The sequence below is a fragment of the Mesorhizobium sp. P3_A10 genome (genome assembly GCF_056403175.1).
The window spans coordinates 300,649-323,079 of sequence record NZ_JBFUFZ010000004.1 but is presented as its reverse complement, the minus strand read 5'-3'; the positions used below and the strand labels follow the sequence as shown (position 1 = coordinate 323,079).

The 22,431-nt window shown below is 62.3% G+C and carries 19 protein-coding genes; 11 read left to right on the top strand and 8 right to left on the bottom strand.

Annotation, left to right across the window (positions count from 1 at the left end; genetic code table 11):
• The first annotated feature begins 2 nt into the window (after positions 1 to 2).
• Complete coding sequence (locus AC1DXU_RS18385) at positions 3 to 1,454, top strand: sodium:proton antiporter (RefSeq protein WP_477371132.1); 1,452 nt, start codon at positions 3 to 5, stop codon at positions 1,452 to 1,454.
• On the opposite strand, the gene AC1DXU_RS18380 is transcribed toward AC1DXU_RS18385, so the two are convergent.
• The 8 genes from AC1DXU_RS18380 to gcvA all read right to left on the bottom strand — a co-directional run bounded on the left by AC1DXU_RS18380 (position 1,455) and on the right by gcvA (position 10,658).
• On the bottom strand, positions 1,455 to 2,168 hold the full coding sequence (locus AC1DXU_RS18380) for an ABC transporter ATP-binding protein (RefSeq protein ID WP_477371129.1): 714 nt from the start codon (positions 2,166 to 2,168) through the stop codon (positions 1,455 to 1,457). It abuts the gene before it with no gap.
• Positions 2,165 to 2,890 carry an ABC transporter ATP-binding protein gene (locus tag AC1DXU_RS18375; RefSeq protein WP_477371126.1) on the bottom strand — a complete coding sequence of 242 codons (726 nt, stop codon included), beginning with the start codon at positions 2,888 to 2,890 and terminating at the stop codon, positions 2,165 to 2,167. Before AC1DXU_RS18375 ends, AC1DXU_RS18380 begins: the two co-directional genes overlap by 4 nt.
• Positions 2,887 to 3,849 carry a branched-chain amino acid ABC transporter permease gene (locus AC1DXU_RS18370; RefSeq protein WP_477371124.1) on the bottom strand — a complete coding sequence of 321 codons (963 nt, stop codon included), beginning with the start codon at positions 3,847 to 3,849 and terminating at the stop codon, positions 2,887 to 2,889. The genes AC1DXU_RS18375 and AC1DXU_RS18370 overlap by 4 nt, the downstream gene beginning before the upstream one ends.
• Positions 3,846 to 4,727: a branched-chain amino acid ABC transporter permease gene (locus AC1DXU_RS18365; RefSeq protein ID WP_477371121.1), complete on the bottom strand. Its 882-nt coding sequence runs from the start codon at positions 4,725 to 4,727 to the stop codon at positions 3,846 to 3,848. The genes AC1DXU_RS18370 and AC1DXU_RS18365 overlap by 4 nt, the downstream gene beginning before the upstream one ends.
• A gap of 394 nt (positions 4,728 to 5,121) precedes the next feature.
• A complete protein-coding gene (locus tag AC1DXU_RS18360; RefSeq protein WP_477371119.1) occupies positions 5,122 to 6,426 on the bottom strand; it encodes an ABC transporter substrate-binding protein in 1,305 nt (434 codons plus the stop codon).
• 151 nt (positions 6,427 to 6,577) lie between these two features.
• A complete protein-coding gene (locus AC1DXU_RS18355; RefSeq protein ID WP_477371116.1) occupies positions 6,578 to 8,023 on the bottom strand; it encodes a hypothetical protein in 1,446 nt (481 codons plus the stop codon).
• A 183-nt stretch (positions 8,024 to 8,206) separates the two neighbouring features.
• Positions 8,207 to 9,511, bottom strand: a complete 1,305-nt coding sequence (gene pncB, locus AC1DXU_RS18350; protein WP_477371114.1) for a nicotinate phosphoribosyltransferase — start codon at positions 9,509 to 9,511, stop codon at positions 8,207 to 8,209.
• 172 nt (positions 9,512 to 9,683) lie between these two features.
• Positions 9,684 to 10,658: a transcriptional regulator GcvA gene (gcvA, locus tag AC1DXU_RS18345; RefSeq protein ID WP_477371111.1), complete on the bottom strand. Its 975-nt coding sequence runs from the start codon at positions 10,656 to 10,658 to the stop codon at positions 9,684 to 9,686.
• 213 nt (positions 10,659 to 10,871) lie between these two features.
• Between gcvA and speB the strand changes: the two genes are divergently transcribed.
• The 10 genes from speB (at position 10,872) to AC1DXU_RS18295 (ending at position 22,423) form a co-directional block, all read left to right on the top strand.
• Positions 10,872 to 11,933 carry an agmatinase gene (gene speB, locus AC1DXU_RS18340; RefSeq protein WP_477371108.1) on the top strand — a complete coding sequence of 354 codons (1,062 nt, stop codon included), beginning with the start codon at positions 10,872 to 10,874 and terminating at the stop codon, positions 11,931 to 11,933.
• A gap of 77 nt (positions 11,934 to 12,010) precedes the next feature.
• Complete coding sequence (locus AC1DXU_RS18335; protein WP_477371105.1) at positions 12,011 to 12,817, top strand: transporter substrate-binding domain-containing protein; 807 nt, start codon at positions 12,011 to 12,013, stop codon at positions 12,815 to 12,817.
• A 6-nt stretch (positions 12,818 to 12,823) separates the two neighbouring features.
• Entirely contained in the window at positions 12,824 to 13,480 is a 657-nt protein-coding gene (locus AC1DXU_RS18330) for an amino acid ABC transporter permease (RefSeq protein WP_477371102.1), read from the top strand.
• On the top strand, positions 13,477 to 14,124 hold the full coding sequence (locus tag AC1DXU_RS18325; protein ID WP_477371099.1) for an amino acid ABC transporter permease: 648 nt from the start codon (positions 13,477 to 13,479) through the stop codon (positions 14,122 to 14,124). Before AC1DXU_RS18330 ends, AC1DXU_RS18325 begins: the two co-directional genes overlap by 4 nt.
• 67 nt (positions 14,125 to 14,191) lie before the next feature.
• On the top strand, positions 14,192 to 15,280 hold the full coding sequence (locus tag AC1DXU_RS18320; RefSeq protein ID WP_477310964.1) for an ABC transporter substrate-binding protein: 1,089 nt from the start codon (positions 14,192 to 14,194) through the stop codon (positions 15,278 to 15,280).
• A 144-nt stretch (positions 15,281 to 15,424) separates the two neighbouring features.
• On the top strand, positions 15,425 to 16,462 hold the full coding sequence (locus tag AC1DXU_RS18315) for an ABC transporter ATP-binding protein (protein ID WP_477371096.1): 1,038 nt from the start codon (positions 15,425 to 15,427) through the stop codon (positions 16,460 to 16,462).
• Positions 16,459 to 17,313 carry an ABC transporter permease gene (locus AC1DXU_RS18310; protein ID WP_477371094.1) on the top strand — a complete coding sequence of 285 codons (855 nt, stop codon included), beginning with the start codon at positions 16,459 to 16,461 and terminating at the stop codon, positions 17,311 to 17,313. The genes AC1DXU_RS18315 and AC1DXU_RS18310 overlap by 4 nt, the downstream gene beginning before the upstream one ends.
• Complete coding sequence (locus AC1DXU_RS18305) at positions 17,310 to 18,113, top strand: ABC transporter permease (RefSeq protein WP_477310958.1); 804 nt, start codon at positions 17,310 to 17,312, stop codon at positions 18,111 to 18,113. Before AC1DXU_RS18310 ends, AC1DXU_RS18305 begins: the two co-directional genes overlap by 4 nt.
• 568 nt (positions 18,114 to 18,681) lie before the next feature.
• On the top strand, positions 18,682 to 19,350 hold the full coding sequence (locus tag AC1DXU_RS18300) for a hypothetical protein (protein ID WP_477310956.1): 669 nt from the start codon (positions 18,682 to 18,684) through the stop codon (positions 19,348 to 19,350).
• A gap of 7 nt (positions 19,351 to 19,357) precedes the next feature.
• On the top strand, positions 19,358 to 22,423 hold the full coding sequence (locus tag AC1DXU_RS18295; protein ID WP_477371091.1) for an OmpA family protein: 3,066 nt from the start codon (positions 19,358 to 19,360) through the stop codon (positions 22,421 to 22,423).
• Positions 22,424 to 22,431: the final 8 nt, after the last annotated feature.

Below are 22,431 nucleotides of genomic sequence, written 5' to 3'. Positions count from 1 at the left end.
CTGTGAAGCGTCAAGGGGGCTTCACACGATTGGCGACGGCCCTGGCTGCATGCATACCAGCTGTAGCCATCCTCCTGTTTCCGCAATTCGCCTTCGCGGCTGAGAGCCCCGAATTGCCCGGTGCCGCCATGTCGCTTTGGTGGGCGCTGCCTTTCGCTGGTCTGCTGTTGTCGATCGCCACCGGGCCTTTGCTGTTTGCCCATATCTGGGAGCATCACTACGGCAAGATCGCAGCGCTCTGGGCGGCGCTGGTGGTGGTGCCACTGGCACTCGCCTTCGGCATGCCAACGGCCGCAGAGGCCGTGCTGCACACACTGCTGACCGAATATATGTCCTTCATCATCCTGCTGTTCGCGCTGTTCACCATTTCCGGCGGCATTCTGGTGGCCGGCAACATCCACGGCACGCCGCTGGTCAATGCCGGGCTACTGCTGGTCGGCGCGATCCTCGCCTCGGTCATCGGCACCACCGGCGCCTCGATGATCCTGATCCGGCCGCTCATCCGCGCCAACGACGCCAGGCGGAACAACGCCCATGTCGTCATCTTCTTCATCTTCCTGGTGTCGAACATTGGCGGCTCGCTGACGCCCTTGGGCGACCCGCCGCTGTTCGTCGGCTTCCTCAGGGGCGTCGATTTCTTCTGGACCACCGCCAATCTCTATCGCGAGACGTTGTTCGTCGGCGGCCTCGTGCTGACGGTCTTCCTGGCCATCGACATCGTCCTGCATCGACGCGAAGGCGGCGCGCCGAAGATCAAGGATCCGACGCCGGATACGAAGGTGCGCATCCTCGGCCTGCCCAACATTCCGCTGCTGGCCGGCGTCATCGGCGCCATCCTGCTTTCGGCGACCTGGAAGCCCGGCGTGAGCTTTTCCGTCCTCGGCATCGACCTCGAACTGCAGAATCTGGTGCGCGACGCCGTCGTCCTTGCGCTGGCCCTCCTCTCGCTCGCCGTCTCGCGCAAGAGCCATCGCGAGGCGAACGGCTTCAACTGGGGGCCGATATCAGAGGTGGCAAAGCTGTTTGCCGGCATATTCATCTGCATCGTGCCGGTCATCGCTATCCTCAGGGCCGGCCACGACGGCGCGCTGGCGCCACTGGTGGCGCTGGTCACCTCGCCCACCGGCCAGCCCAACGACCTCGCCTATTTCTGGCTGACAGGGGCGCTGTCGTCCTTCCTCGACAACGCGCCGACCTATCTGGTGTTCTTCGAGCTGGCCGGCGGTGATCCGCAGCATCTGATGACCGAGGCTGCCTCGACGCTGGCGGCGATCTCGGCCGGAGCGGTGTTCATGGGCGCCAACACCTATATCGGCAATGCACCAAACTTCATGGTCTTCGCCATCGCCAGGCATCGCGGCGTCAAGATGCCGGGCTTCTTCGGCTATATGGCGTGGTCGGGCGCAGTGCTGATCCCGATTTTCTTGATCGCCGGTTTTCTATTTTTTGGGTGATCAACCGACCCCCACATACCGCCGCACCGCCGACGGATCGGCGCGCAGTTCCGCGACATCGACGGTTTCGCGGTTGCGGCCATTCTCGATGAAGCAGACCCGGTCGGCGACCGACAGCACGGCATCGACGCGCTGCTCGACGAGGATGGTCGACACCCCCAACTCGCGTAGTTTCGACACCGTCTCGCGGATTTTGGCGATCATCGATGGCATCAGCCCTTCGGTCGGCTCGTCGAGCAGCAGCACCTGCGGTTCGATGCACAGCGCTCGCGCTATGGCCAGCATCTGCTGCTCGCCGCCGGACAGCGTGCCGGAGCGTTGTCTCAACCGCTGGCGCAGCAATGGAAAAAGGTCGAGCACATTTTCCCGCGTCGCTTTGCCCTTGCCGCGCGCCATCAGGCCGATCTCGATGTTTTCCGCCACCGTCATCTCGGCGAACAGCCGCCTTCCTTGCGGCACATAGGCGACGCCGGCCTTCGGCACCTCATGCGCCGGCAGGCCGGTCAGTTCCGTACCATCGAGCCTGATCGAACCGGCACTCGCCGGCACCAGGCCCATGATCGCCTTCAGCGTCGTCGTCTTGCCGGCGCCGTTGCGGCCGAACAGGCACAGCACCTCGCCCTTGTTGAGCACCAGGTCGAGGCCATAGAGCACCTGGACCTCGCCGTAGAAGCAGTCGAGCCCGGAGATGGTCAGCGCCCTTGTTTCCGTCATGGCGCCGTCCCCAGATAGGCTTCCTGCACCGCGGCGTTGTCGCGGATCGCCTGAGGCGTGCCTTCGGCGAGAATTTTGCCGGCGTTGAAGACGGTGATGCGGTCGGCCAGTTGCATGACCACCGGCATGTTGTGCTCGATCAGAAGCACGGTGGCGCTCTTGGCGATCTCGCGCACGAGTTCGATGAAATTGTCGATCTCGCTGTCGGCCAGCCCTTGCGTCGGCTCGTCGAGGATCAGCAGCCGCGGCTTCAGCGCCAGGCCCATGGCTACTTCCAGCAGCCGCTGGTGACCATAGGAGAGCTGCCCAGCCGCCATATGGGCGCGGTCGGCAAGGCCGGTGCGCTCAAGCGCCGCCATGACGCCGGCTTTGACCGCGCCTTTCGAGCGGCCATTGGTCAGCGTGCGCTGCACCGGCAGCGCGACATTGTCGTAGGCGGAGAGATTGGCAAAGACGCTGGTAATCTGAAACGTGTAGGCGACGCCGAGGCGAACCCTGGCATAGGCCGGCAGGTTGGTGATGTCGGCGCCGTCGAAGACGATCATGCCCGAGGACGGCTGGATGCGGCCGCTGACCAGGCCGACGAAGGTGGTTTTGCCGGCGCCATTGGGGCCGATGACGGCGCGGATCTCGCCCGGCATCAGCGCGAAGTCGACGCCATTGACGGCGCGCAGGCCGCCGAAATTGCGTGACAGGCCTTTGGTGGTCAGCAGCGGCATCATGGCAACCATCCAAGCCAACGCTGGCGGATGCTGCCCAAAATGCCCTTGGGGAAAAACAGCACCAGCAGGATGAGGGCGATGCCGACGATCAGCAGATAGGCGGAGGTAAAACCGCTGGTGATGTCGGTGACATAGTACATGAACAGCGTGCCGATCAGTGCTCCTAGCGTCGTGGCGGCACCACCAAGCAGCACCCAGAGCAGCGGCAGGATGGAATACTGCACCGAGGCGAAGCTCGATCCGACATAGCCGAACAGCAGCGCATAGGCCGCACCCGACGCCGAGCAGATGGTGCCGGAGACGACGACGGCGGCGAGCTTGTTGGAGAAGGTGTCGTAGCCGAGCATTTTCGTGCGCTCCTCGTTCTCGCGAATGGCGACCAGCACGCGGCCATAGCGGGAGCGGACGACGGCAAGTGTGACCAGCAGCACGACCGAGAACAGGGATAGCGCCGTCATATAGCGCACGGTCGGATTGGTGAGATCGAGCGATGTCGCACCGAAGGAGAGCACACGCGCCGGCTGCGGCACCACCATGCCCTGGTCGCCGCCGGTCCAGGCGGCGAAATAGAGGATGATGAGATAAAACACCTGCGCAAACATCATGGTGACGATCATGAAGGCGACACCGGTGGTGCGCAGCGCTAAGAGGCCGATCACCAGCGCCAGCAGCGCGCCGCAGGCAAGCCCGGCGGCAAAGGCGGCCGGCACGCTCCAGCCGAGATGGATGACGGTGAGGCCGGCACCATAGAGGCCGGCGGAAAAGAACATGGCGTGGCCGAGGCTGAGCAGGCCGACATAGCCGAACAGCTTGTTGTAGCCCATGGCGAAGACCGCCAGCACCATGATGCGGGCAAGCAGGCCGTGATGATATTCGGGCAGGACGAAGCTCAGGGCCAAAAGCAAAGCAATGACGCCCAGATGCAGCGCATAGGCTTTTGCCGGCGAAGCTTCGCTCATCGCGACGCCGTGCCAAACAGGCCTTGCGGCCGGAACACCAAGACCATCGCCACCAGCAGCGTGGCGATGATCTTGGCCAGGGTCGGCGAGAAGAACACCGAGATGATGCCGTCCGACATGCCGATCAGCACAGCGGCGACGACGGTGCCCCGCAGCGAGCCGAGGCCGCCGATGATGACGACGATGAAGGACAGGAGCAGCGGGTCCTGCCCCATCAAATAGTGCGCCTGGCTGATCGGCACGATCAGCACCGCAGCGACTGCCGCCAGCATGGCTCCGAGCGCGAAAACGCCGGCGTAAACCCGGTCAACCGGAATGCCGAAGGCCTGCGCTGTCTCGCTATCATACTGGGTGGCGCGCATGATGAGGCCGATCTTGGTGCGCGTCAGCACGAACCATGTCGCGAGAAGCAGCAGCGCGGAGGCGGCGATGATCGACAGCTTGTAGCCGGAATAGCCGAACCACGGCAGGAGGATGCGGTAGCTGAACGGCGGCTCCACTGGGCGCGCCTCCGGTCCGTAAAAAGTTAGCGCCAGCTGCTGGATGATGTAGAGCATGCCGATTGTGGCGACGATGGTGGCTTCGGGATTGTAGTTGAGCCGGCGCAGCACCAACCGCTCGGCGACCAGCGCAATAGTGCCGACGATCAGCGGTGCCAACACTAACGCGGCGAGGAAGCCGAGTGCCGGGTGGCCACCGATTGCCGTGGTAATGGCCCAGGCCAGCACCGCGCCCAGCATGAAGAACTCGCCATGGGCGACATTGACGACGCGCATGACGCCGAACACCAGCGACAGGCCAAGCGCCGTCAGCGCGAGCACAGCGGAGGTGACGAGGCCTTCGAGGGCGGCGAGGAGGAGGTGAGGACCGAAGTGCATGGGCTAAGCTCCGGCGGATGCGCGAGGCACCCCCCTCTGGCCTGCCGGACCCGGCCCTCCGCTATCGCTCCGGGCGTTCGTCACTCGGAAAGCCAAGCAATTGGCTTTCCGTCCGCTTCGCAGACCGTTCCTCACCCCCCTCAATGGGGGAGATTGGTAATTCGTGTGGTCGCAACCGGCCTCTTGACGACGTTGGCAGGTGGCAGCACCCAAAGAGATGACCGATAGCGGCCTATGGGGCTCCCTCGAGGGGGGTGAGACGTGGTCCGCGCAGCGGACAGAAAGCCAATTGCTTGGCTTTCTGAACGACGAACGCCCGAAGCGCCAGCGGAGGGCTGGGTCCGGCAGGACAGAGGGGGGTGACTCGAAGCGCACTATGCTTGAGGGGCTAAGCTCACAGCGCCTGCGTCGTATAATCCCCTTCGGCCTCGTAGAGGCCGTCCTCGATCTTGGTCTTGTGCACGACCTTCAGCTTGCCGCCTTCGACCTTGGAGATGTTCTGAATACCAAAACACTGGTGGATCTTGCCGTTGAAGGTTTTTGGTCCCTGCGGATGCTCGGGACCTTCGGCGAATTCGGTCAGGGCCTCGGTCGCCTCGACCAGCTTGGCGCGGTCTTCCGGTCCCTTGTAGCCGGCGTCTTCCATCGCCTTCTTGACGACGTAGAGCGTTTCCCAGCAACCGAACATATGCGAGGCGGTGGAGACGTCCTTGGGATCGCCGACGGCGGCGCCATTGTCGTCGATGCCGACTGCGGCGCGATAGGCTTTTTGCCCGGCGCTGTCATCGGCCTGCGCATAGCGAGGCGAGCCTTCCCAGAAATGGCTTCCGTCCAAAAATTCGAGGCCGGGGCTGTTGATGTCGGTGGCTTCGAGTGAATCCATGAAGCCGAACAATTGCGGCCGGGACGAGCCGTAGAATTCGCCGAGCTCCTTGACGAAGGTGAGCACGGCCGGGCCGACCATGACGTGGTAGATCACCTCGGTTTCGGCCGGGATCTGCGGGAAGTATTTGGTGAAGGAGGATTCCGTCGGCGGGATGGCGATCTGGGCGATGACGTCGGCGCCCTGCGCCTTCAGCGCCGGCGGCAGGTAGTCGCGATGGTCGTAGCCGAAGGCGAAGTCGGGGAATATCTGCGTCACCTTCTTGCCGGCGTTGGCGGCGATCCACGGCGCCATCGACTGGATCTGGCTCTTCACGTCGGTGATGCCGGGCTGGAAGACGTAGCGGTTCAATTTGGTCGAGGCGACGTGGTGGCCTTCGCTGACGACGAAATAGGGGATCTTGTTTTCGCCGGCGGCGGGCGCCGAGCCGATGACGACATGCGAGAACAGCGTGCCGAAGACGATGTCGGTCTTGTGCTGGGTGGCGAACTTGCCGACCACCTCGGCGCCGCGGGCGGGATCGGTGCCGTCATCCTCGATCACCAGCTCGACCGGGCGGCCATTGATGCCGCCGGCGTCGTTGATCGCCTTGACCGCGGCGGCGCTCGTCTTCTCGTACCAGCGGCCATAGGCGGCGCCGATGCCGGTGCGGTGTGACTGGAAGCCGATCTTGATCGGCGCCGAGCTTTGCGCCTGGCTGTAGCGGACGAAGCCGGGGGCGAGGGCAAGGCCAGTGCCGGCGGCGAGGCCCTTCAGCGCGGTGCGGCGGCTAAGGGCGGTTTTGGAGAGATCGAAAAACCCATTCTTGTCGGTCACGGCAGTTCCCCTGTTTTTGAGTTTTGACTGGCTGTAACGAGGCAAGTCCACTCCCAAGTGGGAGGGCAGAAATCGCATGTGTACAAACTAAATCACCAAAGCCGCGACCTGGCAAGCGAGCTTTCTGCAAAGCCATGCTGGTCGCCTTGTTTCATCCGGCAGTCGGCGTGGCAAGCAGCCAGAGGCCGAAGACGGTGTAGGCGATCATCAGGACGGTAAGCGGCAATTGGCTGAGTGCGGCGCGCGCGGGAACCGGCTGCAGCCGCCAGGCAAGACCATGGGCGACGAGGACCGCGAGCATGTGGCCGGCAATGATGATTCCGGCCTGCACATTCCACAGCCACCAGGCGGAGTCGGCGCCGGCGACCACGCCGGCTTCGATCTGCATGTCGGCGGTGCCGAACAGGTTCCAACCCAGCGCAAATGGGTCGGAGAGAGCGGCAATGGCATATTGGCCGTCGACCAGCAGTGCCGTCAGATAGTGCGCGACATGATAGGCGAGCGCGATCGGCACGATCGACCAGACCAGCAGCCCGGCGGCATGACTGAGCGAGTGGGGGCTGTTGGCGAGACGCTTGCCGAGGATGACCGCGAGCGCAAAAGCGGCTGCCAGCAGGACAAAGGTCAGCACGAGGCCAAAACTGCCGATGCCGATCACCGCCGTGCGGCCGGGAAATTCCAGCGGATTGATGCCGAACAGGCCGAGCCAGAAGAAGGTTTTCGACAGGCCGTCGAACGAGACGGACGACAGGCTGAGCAGCAGGAAAGCGATGCCGCTGAGCGGCAGCGACTCGGCCGCGAGCAGCTTGGCGCCCGGCCAGCAGAGATTGAGCCGGCCATCTTCATCGCGTTCGACAATGGCGAAGCGCGCCACCATGGCGAAGAAGACGGTCAGGAACTCGCCGCGCCGGCTCCAGTGGGGGTAACCGAACACCAGCATGGCGATGAAGCTCAGCAGCCAATAGAAACCGGCGGCCCAGGCCAGCCGAGCCGGGTCGTCGGGCGCGGGGTCGATCAGCTCGAACCAGGCGAAGGCGAAAAACAGGATGACCGCCGGCCAGTAGCCGAGCCAGGTGGGAAGGCGCGATGCCGGCGTTTCGACCTTGGAACGACCGATCAGGCGAGTGGCGATGCGGCAGGGTCCGTACCAGGGGTTCAGCCACGACCAGAGGTCGCCGAGCAAGCCTTGTAGCAAGGCTAGGCCAACCCAGAGCAGCGTCCAGATCACCAGGGGCAGCGGGTTGGAGAGCGGGTCGCGGCTGCCGAACAGGCCGGCAGCGATGAGAATTGCGAAGCCGGCAAAGGATAGCAGGCTGACGATTGTGCGTGCGCCGTCGCCGAAGGCGAAGAGTGAGAGGCGCCGGCGCCAGAAGCGGTCGAGCGCGTCAGGCGGCAACAGTGCCAGGACGAGGAAGCTGGCGGCAACGGCAAGCGCGCCGCCGGCGACGTAGTAGCCGGTGGGGAGAAGGAGGACATGGCCGCGGTCGGAGGCGTGGGCGAAGGCGGGGGTGGGTGCTAGAATCGACACAACCGCCAGCGATAAAGCCAGCGACAGACGACGGAGCTCTACGGCGCCCCCCTCTGTCCTGCCGGACATCTCCCCCACTTGGGGGGAGATTGGCAGGTCGTTCGGCCGGCGCTGTTCTTGCAGCGTTGAAGATTGGCGAAGGCAGAGATGAAAGCCAATCTCCCCCCTTGTGGGGGAGATGTCCGGCAGGACAGAGGGGGGCGCGAAGGAACTCATGCTTTCCAAGAATACCTTCTTGTCAGCATCGCCCCCTCACACCTTGACCAGCTGCTCCACGCGATCCTTCTGGCCGAATATCCGCAAATAGCGGTCGATCTCTTTCAGGTCACCTGTCGCCTTGGCCGGATTGTCAGACAGTTTCACCGCCGGGCGGCCATTGGCTTCGGTCACCTTGCAGACCAGCGATATCGCATCGAGGCTGTTGGTTTCGGTCGGCGCGCAACCTTCGAAATCATTGGTCAGATTGGTGCCCCAGCCGAAGGACATGCGCACCTTGCCCTTGAAGTGCCGGTAGGTCTCCTCGATGGTCTCCACCTCTAGCCCGTCGGAGAAGATGAGCAGTTTCTGCTTGGGGTCCCTGCCCTTTTCGCGCCACCAGGAAATGATCTTCTCGCCGCCTTCGATCGGCGGTGCGCTGTCGGGGCGAAAGCCGGTCCAGTCGGCGACCCAGTCCGGCGCGTCGCGCAGGAACGATGCGGTGCCGAAGGCATCGGGCAGCACGATCAGAAGGTTGCCGCCATAGTAGCGCTGCCAGTCCTGCAGCACCTTGTAGGGCGACTGCTTCAATTCCTTTTCCGAATCGGCAAGGGCGGCAAACACCATCGGCAGTTCATGCGCGTTGGTGCCGAGTGCTTCGAGGTCGTTGTCCATGGCCAGCAGCACGTTGGAGGTGCCGGTAAAGGCTTCGCCGATGCCTTCCTTCAGCGCTTCGACGCACCAGCGCTGCCACAGGAAGGAATGGCGGCGACGGGTGCCGAAGTCGGAAATGCGGATGCCGGGCAGCGCCTTCAGCCGCTCGGTCTTGGCCCACATCTTGGCCTTGGCGCGGGCGTAGAGCACGTCGAGCGCGAACGGGCCGAAGGCGCGCATGGCCGCGCGGGATCGGAGTTCGTTGATGATGGCCAGCGCCGGGATCTCCCACAGCGTGGTGTACATCCACGGGCCGCTGAAGGTCAGCTCATACTGGCCGCCGTGCCTGGAAAGCTCGTATTCGGGCAACCGGAAATTCTCGAGCCAGGCGAGGAATTCCGGCTCGAATATCTGCTTGCGGCCGTAGAAATTGTTGCCGCCCAGCCAGATCATCTCTTTCTTCGAGAAGCGCAGCGTGCGGGCATGGTCGAGTTGCTCGCGCAGTTCGCCTTCGTCGATCTCGTCGGCGAGGCGCACCGTGGTGGTGCGGTTGATCAGCGAGAAGGTGGTGTCGACCTTGGGGTACATGCCCCAGATCATTTGTAGCATCAAAAGCTTGTAGAAGTCGGTGTCGAGCAGGCTGCGCACGATCGGGTCGAGCTTCCAGGTGTGGTTGTAGACGCGCCGCGCTATATCGGTCTTTGCCATATCTCGATGCCGCCTTCGCTGCTCGCTCTTAAGTTTTGTGCATGTCGTTTTCCCAAAACCGCTGCACACTTTTGGGCGACATGCACTGGCCAACAGCCTCTTAGCATTGAATTTTCGACAGCGCCTCCCGCTTTGCGGCTGGCCCGACAAAAAGAAGGCCCTACGGCCAGGCTCAAGTTGTGGTCTTGGCGCCGATCACGCGCAATGCCGGGCGCTTCCGGCGAATGCCGATACGGCCGGCCACCGGCGCGTCGGCGCGGCTGTCGGCCTGCTCCTTCTCGGCAAACAGCCAGTCGATGAAAAGCTGCACGATCGGCGTCGACTTCATCTCGTTGCGGCAGACGACGTAAAAATCGTCGACCGCCGGCACCGACAGGCTGAATGGCGCGACCAGCAGGCCCCTGGCGAGCAGCGTACTTGCCGTCACGGAATCGCCGAGCGCCACGCCATGGCCATGCACCGCGGCTTCGGTCGCGGTGCGCGCATCGCCTAGATGGTGGCGGCGGCCGCGCTCCAGATCGAGCCCATCGGCGGCGGCCAACCAGGTGTGCCATTCGCGGCCGTCATCGCCATGCAGAAAAACATGATCGGCGAGATCGCGCACCGTGCGGATCGGCCGGTTGTTGATCAGCGTCGGGCTGACCACCGGGAACAGTTCGAGGCCCGACCATTTGCGCATCCAGCAATCGGTCCAGCTGCCGTCGCCATAGTGCACGCAGACATCGATCTGCGGGGCGCGGATGTCCTTGGCGTCGTTGGAGGGGATCAGCGTCAGCCTGATATCGGGATATTGCGCCATGAAGCTGCCGAGCCGCGGCGTCATCCACAAAAGCAGCAGCGCCGGAACGCAGGAGACCGAGAGCGTGCCGGCGCTGGCCGGCCTGGTCATGCGCTGCGTGGCTGCGGCAATGCCGTCGAAGGCGGTCGACACCGCCGGCAGCAGTTCAGCACCATGCGGCGTGAGCTTCACTCGCTGACCGGTGCGCTCGAACAGCTTGACGCCGAGCGATTGTTCGAGCGCCTTGATCTGGTGGCTGATGGCGCCATGGGTGACGTTCAGCTCAGCCGCCGCCTTGGTCAGCGAGGCATGGCGCGCCGTCGCCTCGAAGGCGCGCAGGGGATTTAGAGGTGGCAGACGTTTGGCCATTGATGCCCTGACACTCTGTGAGATTTTCTCACAAGCAACACCCTAACAATATCAATTGATTTTTCAATGCGGCTGCCGGACACTTTGGCAGGTCAACAGCATCAATGACGTGAAATCTGCAGGCAGCCAGCGGGACAGCGACCCGGCCGGATGACGGTCAGTTCGCAGATGGTACCGCTGCCGCATGCACCAGCCCGGCAGGAGGAGACCGACATGGGTTACGATCGTGGCAAGCTCGACGCGTTGCGCCGCAAGTATGGCGAGAGCCATGGCGGCGAGATGTTCGACCCGAAGTTCCGGCAGGTCGCCGACAAGATCTTCAACAAGAGCGGCACAAGGCTGGCGCCCTATTCCGGCATTCCGACCTTCCTCGCAGCGCCCTACCGCGAAATCGCGGCCGACAATCCGGATTTCGGTGACCTGCAGGTGGCGATCATCGGCGTGCCGATGGATCTCGGCGTCACCAACCGGCCGGGCTCGCGCTTCGGGCCAAGGGCGCTGCGCGCCATCGAGCGCATCGGCCCTTACAACCATGTGCTGGAATGCGCGCCGACGCATGAACTGCGGGTCGCCGACATCGGTGACGTGCCGTTCCAGAGCCGCTATCGGCTGGAAACCAGCCATGAAGACATCGAGCGCCGCACCAACCAGATCGTCGATGCCGGCGTCATTCCGCTTTCAGTCGGTGGCGATCATTCGATCAGCCATCCGATCCTGAAGGCGGTCGGCAAGAAGGTGCCGGTCGGCATGATCCATATCGATGCCCACTGCGACACCAGCGGCCTGTTCGACATGACCAAGTTCCACCATGGCGGACCGTTCCGCAACGCGGTGCTGGACGGCGTGCTCGACCCGTCGCGCACGATCCAGATCGGCATACGCGGCTCGGCCGAATATCTGTGGGAGTTCACCTACGAATCCGGCATGACCGTGGTGCATGCCGAAGAGGTGACCGGCCTCGGCATCCCCGCCATCATCGATAAGGCGCGCAAGATCGTCGGCGACGGCCCGACCTACATCTCCTTCGACGTCGATAGCGTCGATCCGGCCTTCGCGCCGGGCACCGGCACGCCCGAGATCGGCGGGCTCACCACACGCGAAGTGCTCGAACTGCTGCGCGGCCTCAAGGGCCTCAACATCGTCGGCGGCGACGTCGTCGAGGTGGCGCCACAGTATGACGCAACCACCAACACCGCGCATGTCGGCGCCCAGGTCCTGTTCGAAATCCTGAGCCTGATGGTCTTCAGCCCGGCAATCACCGGCAAGGGAGCCTGACACTCAAATCCAAGGCGGCCGCCGCGCTGGAGCCGGCGGTCGCACTCAAACAAACAAGCTTCCAGAAGGGAACGACAATGACACTTCACATGAAACTCAAATCATCCATTGCCGCCGTGCTGATGCTCGGCGTGACCGGCTTTGGCTTCACCAGCCAGGCCAATGCCGACGCTGTCGACGACATCACCAAGGCCGGCGCTATCAATGTCGGCATTTTCTCCGACTTCCCGCCCTTCTCCTCGGCCAGCGCCGATATGAGCATCAAGGGCTATGACATCGATGTGGCCCAGGCGATCGCCGATGCCCTGAAGGTGAAGCTCAATCTGGTCAGCGTCACCGGCCAGAACCGCATCCCGTATCTCACCGACAAGCGCGTCGATATCTTGATGAGCGTCGGCTACTCCAAGGAGCGTGAGCAGGTGATCGATTTCGCTGCTCCCTATGCGCCCTACTACATCGCCGTCATCGGCCCGGCAGCGCTTGCGGTCAAAGGCAAGGAAGACCTCGCCGACAAGTCGATCGCCGTCAACCGCGGCACGCTGGAAGACACTTCGCTGACCGAGGCAGCACCGGCGTCAGCCGACATCAAGCGCTTCGACAACTACAACTCCGTCATCCAGGCCTTCATCTCGGGTCAGACCCAGCTGATGGTGGTCGGCAACGACGTTGGCGCACAGGTGTTGGCCAAGCAGGACGCGCTGCAGCCGGAGCAGAAGTTCCAGTTGCTCACCTCGCCCTCGCATATCGGCCTCAACAAGAACGAGGATCGCTTGAAGAAGGCGGTCAATGATGCGGTTGCCAAGATGCTGGCCGACGGCAAGCTCGACGAAAGCTCGAAAGCCTGGCTGAAGACGCCGCTCAATCCCGACAACCTCAAGGATTGATGTGCCGTGGCCTTCGCTTGGCTTCCAGGTGCTGTAGGCGACATCGCGCGCGGAGCGCTCACGACGGTCTTGCTGATCGTCGTGACCACTCTGGTAGGAACGCTGCTCAGCATCCTCGGCGCGGCCGGCCGGCGAAACGGCCCGCCGCTCGTGAAGCGGGCGATCGCCATCTATGTCGAAGTGATGCGCAACACGCCGTTCCTGGTGCAGCTGTTCTTCATCTTCTTCGGGCTGCCCAGCCTTGGCGTCAGGCTCGATCCGCTCCTGGCTGCCATGCTGGCGATGACGCTCAACATGGCGGCCTACACGATCGAGATTGTCGGCGCTGGGCTTGACGCGGTGCCGCGCGGGCAGACGGAAGCAGCCCTCGCTCTGGGTTTGAGACCCCGCCAGGTGTTCATCAAGATCGTGCTGCCGCAGGCGCTGAAGGTGATCTATCCGGCCCTGACCAGCCAAATCGTCATCATGATGCTGGAGTCCGCCGTGGTGTCGCAGATTGCGGTGCGCGAGCTGACCTACGAGGCCGACATGCTGCAGGCCCGCACCTTCCGCTCCTTCGAGACCTATCTTGTGGTGACGATGGTCTATCTCGTCCTGTCGATGGGCTTGCGCCGGCTGCTGGTTACAGGCGGACGCCGCGTGCTGGGGGCTGGCGTGACATGATCGAGTTCACCTTCTGGGACATCGTACGCAACCTTCTGCTCGCCGCCCGCTGGACGGTGCTGCTCTCGCTGGCCGCCTTCATCGGCGGCGGCATCGTCGGCATGGTGGTGCTGTTCTTCCGCATCGCCAAGAACATGTGGAGCCAGCGCATTGCCTCGGGCTACATCGCGTTGTTCCAGGGAACGCCGCTGTTGATGCAGCTGTTCCTGATGTTCTTCGGCCTGCCGATGCTGGGCCTGCGCATCGAACCGTGGACCGCGGCCGTGCTCGGCCTCACCTTCTTTGCCAGCGCCTATCTCGCCGAGATCTGGCGCTCCGGCGTCGATGCGCTGCCGCGCGGCCAGTGGGATGCCGGCGCCAGCCTCGGCCTGCACTATCTGCAGGAGCTCAGGCTGATCATCCTGCCGCAGGCGTTTTCGATCACGCGCGCGCCGACCGTCGGCTTCCTGGTGCAGCTGATCAAGTCGACGGCGCTGACCTCGATCATCGGCTTCGAGGAACTGGTCAGGACCTCCAATGCCATCAACAACGCCACCTTCGAACCGTTCAAGGTCTACGGGCTGGTGGCGCTGATCTTCTTCGTCATGTGCTTTCCACTGACGCAATACGCCCGCACGCTCGAACAACGAGCGGCGGCCCACTGACGCCAGGCGGCGAAACAGTGCGTGAAGGGAACCGCCGGTTAGCCGGCATCAACTGAGGAGAAACAAGATGAACAGACTGATCGGAAAATCCCTGACACGGCGCGGCGTGCTTGGCGCCGGCCTTGCCACGGCAGGCGTGCTCGCCATGCCGTCGATCCTGCGGGCGCAGGAGAAGTCGCTGAAGGTCGGCGTCTATGGCGGCTATTTCAAGAAATCCTTCGACGAGCATGTCTTCCCCGATTTCACCAAGGCGACCGGCATCGCGGTCGAGTCCGTCGCAGAACCGACCGGCGAGGCCTGGCTGGTGCAGCTCGAACAGGCGGCCAAGGCCGGCCAGGCCCCGGCCGACCTTTCGATGATGTCGCAGACCTCGACGCTGAAGGGCCAGTCGACCGAACTTTGGACGCCGCTCGACACCTCGAAGTTCAAGCACTATGGCGACCTGTTGCCGCGCTTCATCAACAAATATCCGGATGGCCGCGTTGCCGGCATCGGCGCCGTCGCCTGGTGGATCACGCTGGTCAGCAACACCGACGTCTACAAAGACGCGCCGACGTCATGGGCGGCGCTGTGGGACAAGGCCAACGAGGACAAGCTCGGCCTGCTGGCGCTCGCCTCCAACTCGTTCCTGCTCGAAGTGACGGCCAAGACCTTCATGGGCGGCACCAACGCGCTCGACACCGAAGAGGGGCTGAACAAGGCGTTCGAGAAACTCGCCGAGGTCAAGCCGAACGTCCGCCTGTGGTATCGCGACGAGGCGCAGTTCGAACAGGCGCTTAAGTCGGGCGAAATCCCGATGGGCCAGTATTATCACGACGTCACGGGGCTCGCGGTCGCCGACGGCTTCCATGTCCGCTCGACCTTCCCGAAGGAAGGCGGCATCCAGGATTCCGGCAATTGGGTGCTGTCGCGCGCATCGACCAAGGTCGAAGAGGCGCATGTCTTCATCGACTATATGAGCCAGCCTTCGATGCAAGGTGTGATGTCGCGCAAGGTCGGCACCACACCGACGCTCAAGAAAGAGGTGCTCGACCTGACGCCGGAAGAGTTCGCATCGGTGTCGTCGGAGATCGAGCCGATCATCCCGCGCTACGACCTCTACACGTCGAAGGCCGACTGGATCAACCAGAAGTGGACCGAGCTCATCGTCGGCTAAGCCGAACAGTTCGCCCTACATCGCATATTGCCTCTCCCCTGCCAGGGGAGAGGTCGCCGTTTGCAGATCGCCGCAATTCCCTTTCGCATCGTGAAGTCGGGAAGCGGGCCATTCGCACTATCCTCCGGTTTACAGGATCAACTCATGTCCGGACTAGACATCAACGCCATCACCAAGAAATTCGGCAATTTTGCCGCCGTCGACAATGTCCAGCTGAATGTGCCGCATGGCACGTTCGTGTGCCTGCTCGGTCCGTCGGGCTGCGGCAAGACCACGCTTTTGCGCATGATCGCCGGGCTGGAGGAGCCGACCAGCGGCGCCATCGTGCTCGACGGCGAGGACATCACGCCGCTGCCGACGCACAAGCGCAATCTCGGCATGGTGTTCCAGTCGCTGGCGCTGTTTCCGCATCTCTCGGTCGGCGACAACATCGCATATGCGCTGCGCATTCGCGGCGCCTCGAAGGAAGAGCAGAAAAAGCGCGTCGACGACTTGCTGACGCTGATCCATCTGCCCGGCTTCGCCGACCGGCCGGTGGCAAAACTGTCCGGCGGCCAGCGCCAGCGCGTGGCGATCGCCCGCGCCTTGGCGCTGTCGCCAAAACTGTTCCTGCTCGACGAGCCGCTGTCGGCGCTCGACGCCAAACTGCGCGAGGCCATGCAGGTGGAGTTGCGCCAGCTGCAGCAGCGGCTTGGCATCACCACCATCGTCGTCACCCACGACCAGCGCGAAGCCATGACCATGGCCGACCTTGTCGTCGTCATGGGCCATGGCAAGATCCTGCAGGCGGCGCCGCCGATCGAGATCTACCGCAAGCCGGCCGATGCCTTCGTTGCCGACTTCATCGGCATCACCAATCTTTTGCCGGCGGAACTGGACAGCGCCGGGCGCACCACCATCCTCGGCACCGCCATTCCCGGCCTTGCGATGCCGACCGGCATGACCAAGGCTTCGGTGTCGATCCGGCCCGAGGACGTGCATCTGGGTGAACCCGGCAGCCGCGCTATCACCGGCCAGGTTAGCTTCGTGCGCGATCTCGGCGGCACCATCGAGACCTTCGTCGAGGTCGGCAGCACCAGCATCATCGCCGTGACCACGCCGCGCGAGCGGCTCAACGTCGCGGTCGGTGCGCAGGTCGGCGTCGTGCTGCCGCCCGAAAGCTGCGTGGTGCTCGGCTCATGAGACGCGAAGCTCCCAAGTCGGTAGCCGACTACACGCCTTTGTTCTTTCCGGGCCTGATGCTGATCATCTTCTTCGTCGTGCCGTTCTCGACGATGATCGCGGTGAGCTTCTTCAAGCGCAACCCGGCCGGTTTCTACACGCCGGATTTCGTCTTCGACAATTACGCACGCTTCCTGTCGGTGTTCTTCGGAGGCGTGCTCGGCTTCTCGCTGATGCTGGCCGTGCTGGTCGCCGTCTGCTGTGTCGCCATCGCCTTTCCCTTCACCTACCTTCTGACCCGCCGGCCGCGCGCCGTGCAGACGCTGTGGCTGGTCGGCCTGCTCTCGGTGCTGTCGCTGTCGGAAGTCATCATCGGCTTTGCCTGGTCGACGCTGTTCTCGCGCACCGCCGGCATCACCAATCTGTTTGTGGCGCTGGGGCTGATGGACAAGCCGGTGGCGCTGCTGCCGACCTTCGGCGCGGTGCTGACCGGCATGGTCTACCAGGCGTTGCCCTACACCATCCTGGTGCTCTACCCCGCGCTTGTGCGCCTCGACCCGACATTGCTCGAGGCCGCGCGCACGCTTGGCGCTTCGCCGATCAAGGCCTTCTTCAACGTCGTGGCGCCGGCGCTGCGAAACACCATCGTGGCGACGCTGATCATGGTCTTCGTCTTCGCGCTCGGCTCCTACCTGCTGCCGCAGATCCTCGGGCGGCCGCAGCACTGGACGCTGTCGGTGCTGATCACCGACCAGGCGATCTACCAGTCCAACATGCCGTTCGCCGCAGCGATGGCGGTGTTCCTGGTGCTGATCTCGCTGGCACTGGTCGGCATGACGCTGCTCGTCGGACGCCGGGAGAATGCGCTATGATCGAGACCTTGCTTCGCCGCTTCTATTTCACCGTCGTCGCGCTGTTCCTGGCAGCGCCGCTGATCGTCGTTGCCGGCGTATCGGTCAACGAGAAGCAGGATTTGGCCTTCCCGCCGGTCGGCTTCTCGCTGGCTTGGTACGGGCAGATCTTCAACGATCCGGAATGGCGGCTGGCGCTAATCCATTCGGTGACGCTGGCTGTCTGCTCGGCAGCCATTGCCGTGGCAATCGCATTGCCTCTGGCCTGGTTCCTGTGGCGGCGCATCGCGCCATGGGCGAACATCTTTCAGGTGCTGGGGCTGGCGCCCTTCATCCTGCCGCCGGTGATCACCGCGCTTGGCTTCCTCACCTTCTGGGCGACGGTCGGTCTGTTCGGCCAGTTCTTCACCGCCATCATCAGCCACGCCATCTTCTTCGTGACGCTGCCGCTGGTGACACTGTCGCTCGGCTTTGCCTCGATCGACCGTTCGCTGGTCGAGGCCGCGGCAACGATGGGAGCCGACGACCGCACGGTGCTGAAGACGGTGGTGCTGCCGCTGATCCTGCCTTACCTCGTCTCGGGCTACGCCTTCGCCTTCGTGCTGTCGCTCAACGAATACATCGTCGCCTATATGACGATCGGCTTCACCACCGAGACGCTGCCGATCAAGATCTTCAACGCACTGCGCTACGGCTACACGCCGACCATGGCCTCGGTGTCGGTGTTCTTCGTCGCGGTGGCGGCCCTGGTGTTCGGTTCGATCGCCAGGTTCGGCGATATCCGCCGGCTGCTCGGCGCCATGTCGTCCGACGGCAACTGAGTGCATCCATGCAAAGGCAACCCCCGACAATTGGTCACGACCTCCAACGCCATCAACAACGCCACCTCCGATGAGCGCCTTCCATTTGGCGCCCTGGCTGACGTTGCGCCGACAGAGTGGCGCCTGGCGGGGGTGATGCGGCGGCAGTGTCGAAACACCGCGGGATCGATTTCATGAAGATATCAAGGACGAGCTGAAGCGGGTGGCCGCGTGAGTTTGAACAGCAGCATATGACCCAAAGCAGACTCTCAGAGGCGAACGGGCATATGACCGCTTATTTGCGCTCCAGAAGCTATACTGACATTGTATTACTCCTTTCGGTGGTAGGTTTCATCCAATAGTCGATTAGATTATCCGGCTATGGCCGCTATCACAAAGAGGTACGCTATCACAAAGAGGTACAAGAGCGACACCAATCGGAACTCGTGCATTTGTTGCTAGTCCAAGAGACGCAAGAGGGACGCACGAATCGTGCCTAAGCCAAGAAGATTCCGGCTTGCCGGCCGGATATTTTGCTGACATATTTCCCTGTTTCTGAGTTTTGAACTGTGGCAATGGGGGCATAGGGATGGCCAAAGAATCTTCGAGTACCGCTTCTTCAGAAAAGAAGGCGGATGTAAATCTGACAGGTAACGCAGAAGGAAACGGGCTGAACTTCATGGGGGTCCAGGCTCGCGAGAACGGGGGCCCCGGCGACGCTGTAGGTGTCGACAAGATACGTGATCTGCTGTTCGGCAACCAGATGCAGGACTATGACCGCCGCTTTTCCAAGCTTGAAGAACGGGTCTTGCAGCGCTTCAAGGATGTCGAATCCGACGCCAAGCGCAATCTCGACATGTACGAGACAAATGCAAAGAAGCAGGTCGATTCGCTTGCGGGGCAATTGCGGAGTGAAAAAGATTCACGAGCCGATGCCGACAAGGAGATTGACCGGAATCTTCGCGAGCAAAACCAGGCACTTGAAAAGCAGGTGCGCGCGTTGTCGGATCAATTGAGCGAGCTTGAGCGCGACGTTGCAGACCGGATAAATCGAAACGATCATTCGCTGCGTGAGGAGATCAAGCAGAAGAATGAAGGCGTTCAGATGCTGATTGAGAAAATGTTTGCCGATCTCAGCAACGTCAAGACCGACCGAAATCTTTTGGCCGGCCTGTTTGTCGAGGTTGCAAAATGCCTGAATCAGGATCCCGTCGGCAGCAAGAACAACAACTCGGACCGTAGCTGGAAAGTGAGTTGATGGGACCTTGACGTCGAGCGTCGACCCAATCAGCCTTCCACAAAGAACAGCCTCGAACGATACAGAGATTGATCGCGAGGCTCTGGCTCGTCTTTTGATCGAAATTGCCCGGAACGTTGATCCGGACTACCGTGCGCGTTTCGACGGAGTTCCAACCGCCGATCCTCGCATGGAAACGCTGCGCCAGTTGCTGGTCAGCCGCGAAATTTCAGAGCTTTCACGGGTTACGCATCTGCTCGACGAACCGGAGCAGCTTGCGGCAGCAGTGGGCGGCGTTCTTCCCAGTGCGGCCGCACGAGCGTCTCATGCGCAGCTCGGCGAGGCCCTTGCGCCAGCTGTCGAAAGGGCTGTGCAACGGTCGATCCAGAAGAGCCCTCGCACGCTGACGGATATATTATACCCGGTGTTTCTGCCGGCAATTCGCAAGTCGATCGGGGAAAAGATCGACCAGACCTTTCAGTCGCTGAATGAAACTTTAAGACATATATTTACCTGGCATGGGCTCAAGTGGAGATTTGAGTCCTGGAGAACTGGTGCCAGCTTCTCGGAAGTTGTTCTGAAGCATTCTCTTGTCTATCGCGTAGAACATGTCTTTCTCATTAACCGCAATTCCGGGCTTTTGATAGCGCATGTAACTGCCGATAATGCAACGAGCGAGGATCCTCAACTCATTTCCTCGATGCTTAGTGCAATTCAAGATTTTGTAAAAGACTCATTTAACGAGAAAGAGCAGAGCAGCCTGGACACTATTCGTTTTGGCGACCTTCGTCTCTGGTCAGAAGTTGGACAATTTGCGACCCTGGTTTCGGTAATCCGAGGAAATCCGCCAGAGGAATTACATGAAATAGTTCGCGATGTATTGCATCGTATCCACGAGGAATCCTCAGAGGCTTTAGGGGAGTTTGACGGCGACAGTTCGCAGCTGGCCGGCGTAGAGGCGCAGTTGCAGACCTGCGTCGAGCTGAAGCAGGAAGAATCAAACGACGGATTTCCCTGGCTGGTGGTGGCTGCGGCCCTGCTGCTTTTGAGTCTGGCAGGCGGTTGGTTCTTTCTTTCCTGGCAATCCGGGCACCGTTGGCAAGCCTATGTGTCGCGACTGGAGACCCAGCCAGGCATCATCGTTGCCGAACAAAAGATAAGCGGCGGCGAATTCTATGTCGCCGGCCTGAGAGACCCGCTTGCTGTCGACCCGCAGTCGCTGCTGTCAGGCACGGAGGTCGATCCCGCCCGCGTTCATTCGCAGTGGCAGTTCTATCAGAGCCTTGAGCCGGAGTTCGTGTTGAAGCGGCTGATGGCGTCGCTGGCTCCGCCGGATTCAGTACGACTTTCGATCGTCAATGATCGCATCGTTGCCGAGGGTGAGGCTCCCGACACCTGGATCAACCGGGCGCAGGCCGCCGCCCAGCAGCTTTCGGCAGGCGGGCCGGTATTCGACATCTCCAAGGTTCGTGATGTGAGCCCCGAAACACGCGCGGCGGAGCGCTGGCAGGCCTATGTGTCGCGACTGGAGGCCCAATCGGGAATTATCGTGTCCGAACAAAAGATACGCGATGGCCAATTCTATATTGCCGGCCTGAGGGACCCGCTTGCCGCCGACCCGCAAGCTCTGCTGTCCGGAACGGAGGTTGATCCTGCCCGCGTTCATTCGCAGTGGCAATTCTATCAGAGCCTTGATCCGAAGTTCGTGGTGAAGCGGCTGACGGCGTCGCTGGCTCCGCCGGATACAGTACGACTTTCGATCGTCAATGATCGCATCGTTGCCGAGGGTGAGGCTCCCGACACCTGGATCAACCGGGCGCAGGCCGCCGCCCAGCAGCTTTCGGCAGGCGGGCCGGTATTCGATATCTCCAAGGTTCGTGATGTGAGCCCCGAAGCACGCGCGGCGGAGCACTGGCAGGCCTATGTGTCGAGACTGGGAACCCAGCCGGGCATCATCGTGTCCGAACAAAAGATACGCGATGGCCAATTCTATATTGTCGGCCTGAGAGACCCGCTTGGCGCCGACCCGCAATCGCTGTTGTCTGGAACGCAGGTCGATCCCGCCCGGGTTCATTCGCAGTGGCAATTCTATCAGAGCCTTGAGCCGGAATTCGTGTTGAAGCGGCTGACGGCGTCGCTGTATCCGCCGGATACAGTACGACTTTCGATCGTCAATGATCGCATCGTTGCCGAGGGTGAGGCTCCCGACACCTGGATAGATCGGGCGCGCGCAGCGGCCCGGCAGCTTTCGGCAGGCGGACCGGAATTCGACATCTCCAAGGTTCGTGATGTAAGCCCCGAAGCACGCGCCGCAGAGCACTGGCAGTATTATGTGGCGCGACTTGAGGCCCAACCGGGAATCATCGTCGCCCAACAAACGGCGAGGGGCGGACATTTCTACATTTCCGGCCTGAGAGACCCGCTTGCCGCCGACCCGCAGTCGCTGTTGTCGGGAACGCAGGTCGATCCCACCCGCGTTCATTCGCAGTGGCAATTCTATCAGAGCCTTGATCCGAAGTTCGTGGTGAAGCGGCTGACGGCGTCGCTGACCCCGCCGAAATCGGTCCGGCTTTCGATCATCCAGGGTCGCATCGTTGTCGTGGGCGAGGCTCCTGCCACGTGGATCAACCGGGCGCAGGCCGCCGCCGAACAACTTTCGGCGGACGGAGTGGTTCTGGATGTCTCGCAGCTGCGTGAGCTGGACCTTGCAGAACTCAATCATTTGAGAGAGGCCATCCAGACGACCGATATTTTCTTCTCTTCCGGCAAAGTTGTGCCGGGACCAGAGCAGGTGCCGGTTCTCGACAGGCTGGCGGATCAAATAAAGGAATTCGCCCAAAGTGCCCGCAACTCAGGCGTAACGGCGCGGTTCATGTTGACCGGGCATTCGGACACCACGGGCCGTGAGACGGCCAACGCGTCGATCAGCGCCGCCCGCGCCGAGACAGTTCGTGCGCTTCTCAACAAGCGCGGCGTCGCTCCTGAACTGCTGCTGGTTCGGGGCGCGGGCACCTTTGAGCCGGCAGTGCCTGAAAATAGTCAAACTGGTAGCTCCACCAATCGCCGGGTTTCGGTTACGGTAAACCTGGACTAGGGCGGAGC